Genomic DNA, 12113 nt, shown 5'->3' with positions numbered 1-12113 from the left:
GCCGCCAACTGGGCATACGCGGACTTCCATGGCTGCTTGCCTGCATCGATGTACGACTTGATTGTGGCCAGATCCGAGGCGGTGAGCGGCGCGCCTGGATGCACAAAACCGCTGGTCTGGGCAGTGCTGTAACCCGGCAGCATGGACGTGCTCAACAAGAGCAGCGCAGCGGCAAGACTGGTTCGACCAAACATCTTGGAACTATTTTTCATCGGTACCCCTTCATTAATGAACATCATTAACCGACGCGTCGACCCTGATTGCATAAGTAACAATCTCAACAATAAGATCGTGCGCCGGAACCGTCACGTTCAAGGGCGTCCCGGGCGTCCCCGTCGCCTTGCCCGCAGTCTCGCAACGATGCGAGAGATTTGTTCGAGCATCAAACCGTTAAATTATGGCAGTAATATTTCCACACGGCAATACACTGAATATGTATATTTGCGTTAGCATGAATGAGAGATTAACGATGGAGCGCCACGGCGATGACCCTGTGCAGGCGTCGTATGCCGTTGGGGCAAGCAGCCGAGCTGGTCGGCGTCGTGTTTAGGATATCGATATCATTTTCGCTCGAAGTCATCGGGGCGGTTGTGTGAAACCGTTGACCTGCAGTGCCGTAACGCGGGAGCGGGATTGTATTCAATGAGAGCAGCGCGGAAGCAGGACCGATCGGGCCGAAGCTCCGTGTCTTTCCGCGCAATGTCGTCATGCATATCGTAGAGCGGTTGTTCATGGGTGTCTCCTCCATGATTGTCGTGTAATGAACCCAACTTACCGAAGCATTGACTGCGACGGCCTGGCCGGCCGCGCGATGTTGCGATATCGCGCTCGGCGCCGTCACGTTCAAGGCCGACCAGATCGTGCCCTGCTGTCTTGCCTTCTACCTTGCGATACATCCAGATATTTGTTCGTACATCGAGACATTGGATTATGGTAATAATATTTGCGCGTCGGAAATGTTTCGGGTGCGCGAGTATGTACGTCATCTAAATTTAACACTTTCCTGGTTTGAGCACAGCATTTATTCGTGAAGGAGACGGGGCGGGATGACAACACGGAACGCCGGATAGCAGCCCGGCACGGTGCCGCGCCGGCCCGGCGCGATTGCTGGTTTAATACTGATTTGCCCGACGGCGGGCAGACACCCGAACGAAGGAGTACGCATGAGCATCGCATTCATCGGCCTGGGCGCCATGGGCCACCACATGGCTGCCAACCTGCTGCAATCCGGCCAGCCCGTGCACATCTGGAACCGCAGCCCGGAGCCGGTGCGGGCGCTGGCGGCAAAGGGTGCGAAGCCGGCCGCGACGCCCGCCGAGTGCGGCATTGCCGACATCGTGTTCACCATGCTCGCCGACGACGCCGCCACGCGCGCCGTGTTGCTGGATGGCGGCGTGCTGGACGCGATGGCACCCGGCAGCATCCACGTCAACATGGCGACCGTCTCCGTCGCGTTCGCGCGCGAGATGGCGGCGCTGCATGTGGAGCATGGCGTCGGCTACGTGGCCGCGCCCGTGCTGGGCCGCGTGGACGTGGCGGAAGCGGGCAAGTTGAATATCCTGGCCGGCGGCAGCGACGAACTGATCGCACGCGTACAGCCGCTGTTCGACCTGATGGGACAAAGGACGTGGCGCTTCGGCAGCGAGCCGGAGCAGGCGAACGCGATCAAGCTCGCGTGCAACCTGATGCTCGCGTGCGCGATCGAGGCGACGGGGGAGGGCGCCGCGCTGGCCCGTACTCACGGCGTGCCGGCTGCCGACTTCATCGACCTGGTCACGAGCACGCTGTTCGCCGGCTCGCCGGTCTACAAGGGCTATGGCGGCATGATCGCGCAGCAGCGTTATTCGCCGGCCGGTTTCAAGCTGTCGCTGGGCCTGAAGGACGTGCGTCTCGCGGTGGAGGCGGGCCGGAATAAAGGCTTGCCGCTGGCGTTCGGCGAAACGCTGCAGGCGACCCTGCAAGACGCCGTCGCGCAGGGCGACGGTGACCTCGACCTGGCAGCGCTGGGCAAGCACGCGGCGCGGCGTGGCGGATTCCAATGATGTCGCACCCTGAAGGGTTCGATCAGTCTCGGGGAAGGCGGCCACGTCCTGAAGATCTACGGGCTGGAAGCCTGCTGCGACGGTAACCAGCAGGCGCAATTCAAGGCCGCGAATGCCGCTGCCTTCACGACCTTTGCCAGCAACGATACGTTGAACGCCGTGCCGGAGCCGGTCGGCATCGCGACGTTCGGCCTGGGCGCCGGCGCGATGGCCTTCATCCGCCGCCGCCGTCGCAAGTCGGCGTAAGCGGCGATACAAAACGGGGCGGCAAGCCAGTAGGGTGGGCACCCCGTGCCCACCAAACGTTCGCGGACCGGCGTGCGTTCGGTGGGCACAGTGCGTGATTGATGCCCCCGGCATCAATCATTCCATCCTACGGGATACGCTCTTAGTGGTGGACCGGCCGCAGGCCCACGTCGGCCTGGCCTTCCACCGCCGGCTCGGTCACGTCCCGCTCCAGCACGGTGCGGTACAACGCGCCGGCCAGCACGCCGCCCAGCAATGGCGCGACCCAGAACAGCCAGAGTTGCGCGAGCGCCCAGCCGCCGACGAACAGCGCGGGGCCGGTGCTGCGGGCCGGGTTGACGGACGTATTCGTGACCGGGATGCTGATCAGGTGGACGAGGGTCAGCGCCAGCCCGATCGCGAGGCCGGCGAAGCCGACCGGTGCGCGGGTATGCGTGGCGCCCAGGATGATCAGCACGAACATGAAGGTCATGACCACTTCCGTGACGAGGCTTGCTACGAGCGAATAGTTGCCCGGCGAGTGCTCGCCATAGCCGTTGGAAGCGAAGCCGGCGGCCACGTCGAAGCCGGGCTTGCCGCTCGCGATCAGGTACAGCACGGCCGCCGCGGCGATCGCCCCGCAGACCTGCACGAGGATGTAGGGGACGATCTGGCGCGCGGGGAAGCGTCCGCCGGCCCAGAGTCCGACCGTGACGGCCGGATTGAAGTGACCGCCCGAGATGGGGCCGAGCGCATAGGCGCCCGTCAACACGGTCAGCCCGAAGGCCAGCGAGACGCCGGCGAGGCCGATGCCGACGCCGGGAAACGTCGCGGCCAGCACGGCGCTGCCGCAGCCGCCCAGTACGAGCCAGAAGGTGCCGATGAACTCGGCGAGACATTTACGGTACATGGTGATCTCCCAAAAACAGGGTGTGGTGCTTTACCCATTCTAGATGTGGCGCGGAGGTGCGCCAGCGGATTCGTACAGCAGCCTGTCTGCGCGACTGGCCGTGCTCGTGCCCGGCATGCGTGAAGCGCTTGTCTCCGTGGGATCGTGCCGGGTCGGATTGTCCGGGCATCATACGAATGATTGTGAACTGCGAAAGCAATCTCTTTGCACAGTTGTCACGATGGCACTTGTATGATAATGATAATGTCGAGGGCGCAAAAAAACCCGGCCCGCTTGCGCGGTACCGGGTTGTGCTTGGGTGGCGGCGCGCCGGGCGCCGCTACCGTCAGGCGCCGACGCTGGCCAGTGCCTGGTTGAACGTCGCGCTCGGACGCATCACGGCCTTGACCTTGGTGTTGTCCGGCTTGTAGTAGCCGCCGATGTCGACCGGCTTGCCCTGGATCTCGATCAGTTCGGCGACGATCTTCTGCTCGTTGTCGGCCAGTTGCCTGGCCAGCGGCGCGAAGTACGCGGCCAGTGCGGCGTCGTCAAGCTGCTGCGCCAGTTCCTGGGCCCAGTACATCGCCAGGTAGAACTGGCTGCCGCGGTTGTCGAGTTCACCGGTCTTCGGCGACGGCGACTTGCGGTTGTCCAGCAGCTTGCCGGTGGCGGCGTCCAGCGTCTTCGACAGCAGCTTGGCTTTCGCGTTGCCCGTCTTGAGGCCCAGGTCTTCCAGGCTGACGGCCAGCGCGAGGAATTCGCCCAGCGAGTCCCAGCGCAGGTGGTTTTCCTCGGTCAGCTGCTGCACGTGCTTCGGTGCCGAACCGCCGGCGCCCGTCTCGTACATGCCGCCRCCGGCCATCAGCGGGACGATCGACAGCATCTTGGCGCTGGTGCCCAGTTCCAGGATCGGGAACAGGTCGGTCAGGTAGTCGCGCAGGATGTTGCCGGTCACCGAGATGGTGTCCAGACCGCGCCATGCGCGCTCCAGCGTGAAGCGCATCGCGCGCACCTGCGACATGATCTGGATGTCCAGGCCCGTCGTGTCGTAGTCGGCCAGGTAGGTCTTGACCTTCTTGATCAGTTCATTCTCGTGCGGACGGTACGGATCCAGCCAGAACACGGCCGGCATGCCGGAGTTGCGGGCGCGGGTGACGGCCAGCTTGACCCAGTCGCGGATCGGGGCGTCCTTCACCTGGCACATGCGCCAGATGTCGCCCTTCTCGACGTTCTGCGACAGCAGCACTTCGCCCGTTGCCAGGTCGGTGATGTTGGCGACGCCGTCTTCCTGCACTTCGAAGGTCTTGTCGTGCGAGCCGTATTCCTCGGCCTGCTGGGCCATCAGGCCGACGTTCGGGACGGTGCCCATCGTGCGCGGGTCGAAGGCGCCATGCCATTTGCAGAAGTTGATGATCTCCTGGTAGATGCGGGCGAACGTCGATTCCGGAATCACGGCCTTGACTTCCTTCAGGCGGCCGTCGGCGCCGTACATCTTGCCGCCGGCGCGGATCATCGCCGGCATCGATGCGTCGACGATCACGTCGTTCGGCGAGTGGAAGTTGGTGATGCCCTTGGCCGAGTCGACCATGGCCAGCGCCGGACGGTGTTCCTGGCAGGCGTGGATGTCGCGGATGATTTCTTCGCGCTGCGAATCCGGCAGCTTGGCGATCTTGTTGTACAGGTCGGCCATGCCGTTGTTGACGTTCACGCCCAGGCTGTCCAGCAGGGCGCCGTGCTTCTCGAAGGCGTCCTTGTAGAAGGTGCGGACGCAGTGGCCGAACACGATCGGGTGCGAGACCTTCATCATCGTGGCCTTCACGTGCAGCGAGAACATCACGCCGGTCTTGTGCGCGTCTTCGATCTGCTGCTCGTAGAACTCGAGCAGGGCCTTGCGGCTCATGAACATCGAGTCGATGATCTCGCCGTCCAGCAGGGCGACCTTCGGCTTCAGGACGATGGTCTCGCCGCCCTTCGTGACCAGTTCCATCTTGACGTCGCGCGCGCGGTCCAGCGTCATCGACTTCTCGCCATGGTAGAAGTCGCCGTGCGTCATGTGCGACACGTGCGTGCGCGACGCCTGCGACCATTCGCCCATCGAGTGCGGGTTCTTGCGTGCGTATTCCTTGACGGCCTTCGGCGCGCGGCGGTCCGAGTTACCTTCGCGCAGCACCGGGTTCACGGACGAACCGATGCACTTGCCGTAGCGGGCCTTGATCTCTTTTTCCTCGTCCGTCTTCGGATCGGCCGGGTAGTCGGGCAGGTTGTAGCCCTTGCCCTGCAGTTCCTTGATGGCGGCCTGCAACTGGCCCACCGAGGCGGAGATGTTCGGCAGCTTGATGATGTTGGCTTCCGGCTGCAGCGTTTTCTTGCCCAGTTCCGACAGGGCGTCCGGCACGCGCTGTTCCGGCGACAGGTAGTCCGCGAAGCTGGCGAGGATACGCGCCGCGACGGAGATGTCGCTCTCTTCGATGTGGATGCCGGCGGGCTTGGCAAACGTCTCGACGACGGGCAGGAAGGCGTGGGTGGCCAGCAGGGGCGCTTCGTCGGTTAGGGTGTAGATGATGGTCTGATCACTGCTCATACGCTTGTTCCTCGATGTGCGGGAAGGTTTCGAATACTTGTACTAGAAAATATCGGTTGTCCGGACCGGGGGATCATACTCCGTCAAACGTCGATCCGGCGGCCACGGACGTCGCATCCGGAAGTCCCGCCGCAGCGATCTTTCCGTTCGACTAAGTCTTATATAAGACATAGGACACACGCTATTATGCACGACCTTTGCGTAAAGGCGAAGCAGATCGTGAAAGGGTGTTTCGCAATGTGGAATTCAGGCGGCCGGCGTTGCCGGCCTGGCTACATCTGGCGGAACAGGTCGGCGTAGTTGCGGCTGACGACGAGCTGCTCGTCGCGCCCCTTGAGCTTCACGAGCAGGCGCCCGCGGAAATCCGTGCGGGTGCCGGCCACGTGGCGCGCGGCCACGATCACGCTGCGGTGGATCTGCCAGAACTGCTGCGGATCCAGCTGTTCGCGCAGCTGGCGCATCGGCGTGCGGATCAGGTGCTCGCCGTCGGCCACGAACACGCTCGTGTACTTGTCGTTGCTCTGGAAGTAGATCACTTCGTCGATGGCGATCAGGCGCGTCTCCTGGCCCTGGGCGGCGCGGATCCATTGCAACGGTGCCGGTGCCGGTGTTGGCATGGGTGCGGCGGCCGGCGTCACCCCGAGCTGGCGCAGCAGCCCGGCCAGCATCTCGGCGGACGGCGCGGCCGCCGGCGCAGCCAGCGTGTCTTGCAACCGCTCGACGGTGCGTTGCAGGCGCTCGAGCCGGATGGGTTTCAGCAGGTAGTCGAAGGCGGCATGCTCGTACGCCTGCAGCGCGTAGGCCTCGTGCGCCGTCGTGAACACGACCCGCGGCGCCTTGCGTTCGTCCGCGAGGCGTGCGGCGAGATCGAGGCCGTTCAGGCCCGGCATCTGGATGTCGAGGAAGACGACGTCCGGGGCCAATTCGTCCACGAGGCGCAGCGCCTCGATGCCATTGCCGGCGCGTCCCACGATACGCAGGTCCGGCCAGGCGCTGCCCAGTTGTTCTTCCAGATAGGCCAGCAGATGCGGTTCGTCGTCGGCAAGTACGGCGCGGATGGGTTCGATGGCGGCACCTCGGTCGATGCGATTACAAAGGTGGAAAAGGTAGAAGCAGGCGCGACGTCACGCCTCCGTCTTGATTTTCGAGCAATTGTACTTGAGCACTGCTTCCATGCAACGAACGCAGCCGCTCACGCAGATTGGACAAGCCGACGCCACCGCCCGGACGCGGGGCCGCCGGCACGAGACCGACGCCATCGTCGGCGACTTCGACGCACAGGCCATTATCCAGCCGGCGCGCACGCACGACGATGGTGCCGCCTTCCACCTTCGGTTCGATGCCGTGCATGACGGCGTTTTCCACCAGCGGCTGGATCAGCATCGGCGGGATGACGGCGTCGCGGCAGGCCGCATCGACGTCCACGCGCCAGCGCAGGCGCGCGCCCATGCGCACGCCCAGCAGGTCGAGCCAGGCGCAGGCGAGGTCGATCTCGGACCCCAAGGTCGCGTGCCCGGCGCGGCTGGCCGACAAACTCGCGCGCAGAAAGTCGATCAGGCGCTCCAGCATGTGGCGGGCGCGGGCCGGTTCCGGACCGATCAGGCTGACAACGTTGGCCAGTGTGTTGTACAGGAAGTGCGRCTCGATCTGGGCCTGCAGGGTGCGCAGCCTTGCCTCGGCCAGCAGGCGCGCCGCTTCGGCGATCTGTTCCTGCTGGCGGGCGGCCTCGATCTCGCGCGCGATCCTCCGCTCGCCCACCGCCAGCACGGCCACCATCAGCAGCGCGACGACGACCGCGCCCGGCAGGTAGCGCGCCAGCAATTCCGCGTGCGGCAGAAAACCGAACGCGCTGCGTCCGCCCAGCAGCGCATCGGTGACGGCCATGCCGACCGTGGCGCAGCATGCCGTCAGCAGCAGCCGCGCGGTCCGCATGGCCGGGCCGTTGCGCCCGGGCGCAACACGGCGCAGCACGTGCACCATCGCGTGGATGAGGAATCCGATGATGTTCGACGCCAGCAGCATCTCGCCCAGCAGCGCCCCGAACGGTGCGCGACTGCCGAACAGGACCGCGGCACAGGCCAGCGCGATGCCGATGATGCCGTTCCACACGAACGTGTAGACGAGGTTGCGCAGCGGTGAAGGGCGCCAGCGCCGGAACGGGGCGAACGTTTCCAGTGGATGCAGCGAAGGCGTGGTGGCGGGTGTCGGCATGGTTATCCCAGGTTCAGTCGGCCGGGAAATTATCACCGAAACAATGCCGCGATAAAAAGAAATCGGCGGAAACGCAGTGCGCTTCCGCCGATGGATGGGCGACAAGTTGAATTAGTTGTAACTGGTCCAGCGCTGCGGAATCTCGATACTGCCTGTCTGTGCCGCATCGGCATAGGCGCGCATTTCGGCGACCACGGCCTCGAGCTGTTCATTGCTCGGGTTGGCAATAAAACCCTTCATGCGCTCATGCAGCGCGGCTTGCTGGTCGCGCCATTCGTAACGTGACGACTTGCTCATGCTCCCTCCCTGCGGCGAACTGCCGTCTTCGTATTGTTGTTCATGACATCAAAGACCTCAGGCTATGCGGTTCCCACTGTTCAAGTCGGTGCGATGACGCACATTGCCAAACAGTCAAGGAAGGATGCCGCGATAAAACAGCTCCATCCGGGCTTCCAGGTCGCGTTTCGCTTTATCCCGATCCACGACGCGGTGCGGATGCATGAAGGTCATGAACTGTTCGCCGCCGATGGTGCTCATCAGCACGCAAGGCAGGATGTCCAGCGGCACGTCCGGGCGCATCTGGGCGCGCACGTCGGGCCTTGAGAAGTAGCCGGAGAGCATCTCGCGTGTCTTGCGCGGGCCGCCGTTCCAGAAGGCCTCGGCCAGTGCAGGATTCGTGGGCGCCTCGGMCAGCACGATGCGTTGCATGTCGACGGCTTCCGGTGACGTCATGAGGTCGTGCATCTGGTGCGCGAAATCATCGATCACCTCGCGCAGCGGGCGCATGTCCGTTTCCATCGGCTGGCTGCGGAAAAACCTGTGACGCTTGGCGGCCAGCACGGCGGACAGCAGGCCTTCCTTGCCGCCGAATTTCACGTAGATGGTACGCACCGCGACGTGGGCCGCGCGGGCGATCGATTCCAGGCTCGTCTTCGTATAGCCATTCTTGAGAAACAGGGCGGCGGCAACCTGGAGCAATTCCTGGGTACGCGCTTCCACATCGGCGGCCTTGGGGCGGCCTGCAGCCTTGCCGGAGCACTCGGCCGCGTCATGCATATGTTTGTCCATGGTTACCACTGTATTCCAAACCGAAATGAAATGCAACCGTTTCATTTCTTGACTTTGGCAAAAATGTGTCCAATAATGCGATTGACCAATTTCATTATTTCTTCGGAGTTCACATGCCTGATACGCAAACCTCGGCCGACCACAAGCCGGCCGCCGTCCCGCCGGGCGCACCGGCAGCCCAGGGCGCGTCCGCCAATGCCGCGAACGCGACGAACGCCCCCAAGGGGCCTCCGAAACGGGTGTTGATCGTCGTGGGTCTGATCGCCGCCGCCGCGCTGGCCGCCGGCGGCCGCATGTGGTACCGCAGCCATTATTTCGTCGAGACCGAGAATGCCTATGTCACGGGCCACGTGCACCCGGTGTCGTCGCGCATCCCGGGTGTCGTGACGAAAGTGATGTTCAACGATAACCAGATCGTCAAGGCCGGCGACGTGCTGGCCGAGCTGGATCCGGCCGACCAGGGCGTGAAGGTCGAGCAGATCCAGGCCCAGATCGCCAGCGTGCAGCAGCAGATCGTGCAGGCCGACGCCGCCGTCGAGCAGGCCAGGGCGCAGGCGTCGGCCGCCCAGGCGCAGGTCGTGCAGGCCCAGGCCAACCTGGTGCGCGCGAAGCAGGACGCCGAGCGCTACGGCCAGCTGTACAACACCCAGATGAAGGCCGTCTCGAAGGCCGAAGTCGATGCCGCTACCGCCGCGCGTGCCGGCGCCACGGCCGACGTCACGGCACGCCGCGACAATGCCGCGGCCGCCCAGGCGCAGATCATCGCCGCCGCCTCGGCGCGCGACGTGTTCAAGGCGCAGGTGAAAGTACTGCAGGCCCAGTTGAAGGACGCCCGGCAGCAGCTCGGCTACAACCGCATCGTGTCGCCGGTCTCCGGCCGCATCGGCAAGCGCAGCGTGGAAGTCGGCGCGCGCGTGCAGCCGGGCCAGCAGCTGGCCGCCATCGTGCAGGACGACGTGTGGGTCACCGCCAACTTCAAGGAAACGCAGCTGGCCGGCCTGCAGCCGGGCCAGGAAGTGAAGATCGAAGTGGACGCGCTGCCGAAGCACGAACTGGTCGGCCGCGTGGACAGCTTCGCGCCGGCGTCGGGCAACCAGTTCGCGCTGCTGCCGGCCGATAACGCGACCGGCAACTTCACCAAGATCGTCCAGCGCGTGCCCGTGAAAATCACGTTCGCGCCCGAAGACCTGAAGAAGTACGCGGGCCGCCTCGTGCCGGGCATGTCGACCGTCGTCGAGATCGACCTGCGCCAGAAGACCGCCGCCGCTCAATAAAACAAAGGAACCGTGATGTCCACGACGATCACCAAACCGATGGCGCCCAAGGCGCCGGCGGGCGGTGCCAACCCGGGCGCCGCCCCCCCGGCCAACGGTACGCGCGTCGACGCGCGCACCTGGATCGCGGTGCTGGCCGGCCTGCTCGGCGCGTTCATGGCGGTGCTCGACATCCAGATCACCAACTCCTCGCTGCGCGACATCCTCGGCACCCTGTCGGCCACCCAGGAAGAGGGCTCGTGGATCTCGACCGCCTACCTGTGCGCCGAGATCGTGGTGATCCCGATGACGGCGCTGTTCGTGCGCGCCCTCGGCCAGCGCCGCTACCTGATGCTGACGACGGCGCTGTTCCTCGCGTTCTCGACGCTGTGCGGCACCGCGTGGAACCTGTCGAGCATGATCGTGTTCCGCATGCTGCAGGGTTTCACGGGCGGCGCGCTGATCCCGATGGCGATGACCCTCGTGATGACGCGCCTGCCCCCGGCCAAGCGCGCCGTCGGCATGGCCATGTTCGGCCTGACCGCCACCCTGGCGCCCGCGATGGGCCCCACGCTGGGCGGCTACCTGACGGAGTTGTACGGCTGGCCGTCGATCTTCTACATCAACTGGGTGCCGGGCGTGCTGCTGATCGCCGGCATGTACTGGGGCATCGACCGCGAGCCCATGAACCTGCAGGCGTTGTACAAGGCCGACTGGCTCGGCATCGCCTTCATGGCACTGGGTCTCGCAAGCCTCACGATCTTCCTGGAAGAGGGTAATTCGAAGGACTGGTTCCAATCCAGCTTCATCGTCATCTTCGCGGCGCTGGCGCTGGTGGGCATCCTCGGCTGGGTCGTGACGAACTTTTCGCGCAGCGACCCGTTCGTCAACCTGGGCCTGTACGGCCAGCGCAACTTCCTCGTCGCGACCGCGCTGTCGGCCGTGATCGGCATGGGGCTGTACGGCTCGTCGTTCCTGCTGCCGCTGTTCCTGGGCCAGATCGCCGGCTACTCGCCGATGCAGATCGGTGAAGTGATCGCTTGGGTCGGCCTGCCGCAGCTGTTCGTGATGCCGTTCGTGGCGCGCCTGTCGCAGAAGATCGACAACCGCCTCCTGTGCTCGTTCGGCCTCGGGCTGTTCGGCGTCTCGTGCCTGATGAACGCCTACATGGACGCCAGCACGGGCTACGACCAGCTGATGCTGTCGCAGGTCATCCGCGCGCTCGGCCAGCCGTTCGTGATGCTGACCCTGTCGAACTTCGCCATGTCCGGCATCCAGCCGAAGGACATGCCGTCGGCGTCGAGCCTGTTCAACATGACCCGCAACCTGGGCGGCTCGGTCGGCATCGCCCTGCTGGCGACGGCGCTCACGAACCGCGAGCACTTCCACTCGGAGCGCCTGGGCGAGTCGGTCTCGCTGGCCGCCGCGGCCACGCAGAGCCGCCTCGATACGCTGACGCAGGCCTTCATCGCCAAGGGCATCGACCCGGTGACGGCGGCCCAGCAGGCGATCGGCGCCATCGACCGCATCGTGCGCAGGGAGTCGTTCGTGATGGCCTACAACGATGGCTTCTTCCTCGTCGGCGTGATCCTGCTCGTGGCGATCATCCCGCTGTGGTTCTCGGACAAGGTCAAGTCGCCCAGTGGCGGCGGTGGCGGCGGCCACTGAACCCAATCAATGGATACCAGAATGAAGACTACTATGTTCAAGCCCCTCGTCCACACTGCCGGCGCGCTGGCTGTCGCCGCGCTGTTGTCGGCCTGCGGCACCGTCGGCAAGGATTTCGTCGCGCCGCAGGGCGTCGCCACGCCGGGCGTCGCCACGCCGGGCGTCGCTACGCCGGC

10 protein-coding genes and 1 pseudogene are annotated in these 12113 nt (G+C 64.7%); 4 read left to right on the top strand and 7 right to left on the bottom strand.

All coding sequences use genetic code 11. The annotated features are described in order from the left end of the window. Positions 1-239: pseudogene (locus tag AC1DYX_RS20335) on the bottom strand (hypothetical protein); the annotation flags it as partial. 924 nt (positions 240-1163) lie between these two features. Between AC1DYX_RS20335 and AC1DYX_RS20330 the strand changes: the two are divergent. Then, a complete protein-coding gene (locus AC1DYX_RS20330) occupies positions 1164-2042 on the top strand; it encodes an NAD(P)-dependent oxidoreductase (RefSeq protein WP_477262137.1) in 879 nt (292 codons plus the stop codon). 177 nt (positions 2043-2219) lie between these two features. Then, the gene (locus tag AC1DYX_RS20325; protein ID WP_477262142.1) at positions 2220-2288 is read left to right on the top strand and encodes a PEP-CTERM sorting domain-containing protein; all 69 of its coding nucleotides are present in this window, start codon (positions 2220-2222) and stop codon (positions 2286-2288) included. 142 nt (positions 2289-2430) lie between these two features. On the opposite strand, the gene aqpZ is transcribed toward AC1DYX_RS20325, so the two are convergent. The 6 genes from aqpZ to AC1DYX_RS20295 all read right to left on the bottom strand — a co-directional run bounded on the left by aqpZ (position 2431) and on the right by AC1DYX_RS20295 (position 9016). Continuing rightward, positions 2431-3177 carry an aquaporin Z gene (gene aqpZ / locus AC1DYX_RS20320; protein ID WP_477262135.1) on the bottom strand — a complete coding sequence of 249 codons (747 nt, stop codon included), beginning with the start codon at positions 3175-3177 and terminating at the stop codon, positions 2431-2433. A gap of 325 nt (positions 3178-3502) precedes the next feature. Beyond that, positions 3503-5737 carry an NADP-dependent isocitrate dehydrogenase gene (locus AC1DYX_RS20315; RefSeq protein WP_477262133.1) on the bottom strand — a complete coding sequence of 745 codons (2235 nt, stop codon included), beginning with the start codon at positions 5735-5737 and terminating at the stop codon, positions 3503-3505. Between the two features lie 272 nt (positions 5738-6009). Further along, complete coding sequence (locus tag AC1DYX_RS20310) at positions 6010-6795, bottom strand: LytR/AlgR family response regulator transcription factor (protein ID WP_477262140.1); 786 nt, start codon at positions 6793-6795, stop codon at positions 6010-6012. A gap of 31 nt (positions 6796-6826) precedes the next feature. Beyond that, the gene (locus AC1DYX_RS20305; protein WP_477262131.1) at positions 6827-7948 is read right to left on the bottom strand and encodes a sensor histidine kinase; all 1122 of its coding nucleotides are present in this window, start codon (positions 7946-7948) and stop codon (positions 6827-6829) included. Positions 7949-8059: 111 nt separating this feature from the next. After that, entirely contained in the window at positions 8060-8245 is a 186-nt protein-coding gene (locus tag AC1DYX_RS20300; RefSeq protein WP_477262129.1) for a hypothetical protein, read from the bottom strand. Between the two features lie 114 nt (positions 8246-8359). Beyond that, positions 8360-9016 (bottom strand): TetR/AcrR family transcriptional regulator, encoded by a 657-nt coding sequence (locus AC1DYX_RS20295; RefSeq protein ID WP_477262127.1) that lies wholly within the window; start codon positions 9014-9016, stop codon positions 8360-8362. 113 nt (positions 9017-9129) lie between these two features. On the opposite strand from AC1DYX_RS20295, the gene AC1DYX_RS20290 reads away from it, so the two are divergent. Both AC1DYX_RS20290 and AC1DYX_RS20285 read left to right on the top strand, forming a co-directional pair. After that, complete coding sequence (locus AC1DYX_RS20290) at positions 9130-10290, top strand: HlyD family secretion protein (protein WP_477262125.1); 1161 nt, start codon at positions 9130-9132, stop codon at positions 10288-10290. A 15-nt stretch (positions 10291-10305) separates the two neighbouring features. Continuing rightward, positions 10306-11937: a DHA2 family efflux MFS transporter permease subunit gene (locus AC1DYX_RS20285; protein ID WP_477262123.1), complete on the top strand. Its 1632-nt coding sequence runs from the start codon at positions 10306-10308 to the stop codon at positions 11935-11937. Positions 11938-12113: the final 176 nt, after the last annotated feature.

This window comes from Massilia sp. P2_C2 (assembly GCF_056404615.1).
Note: the sequence above shows the minus strand (reverse complement) of the source record. Positions and strands in the feature narration are given on the sequence as shown.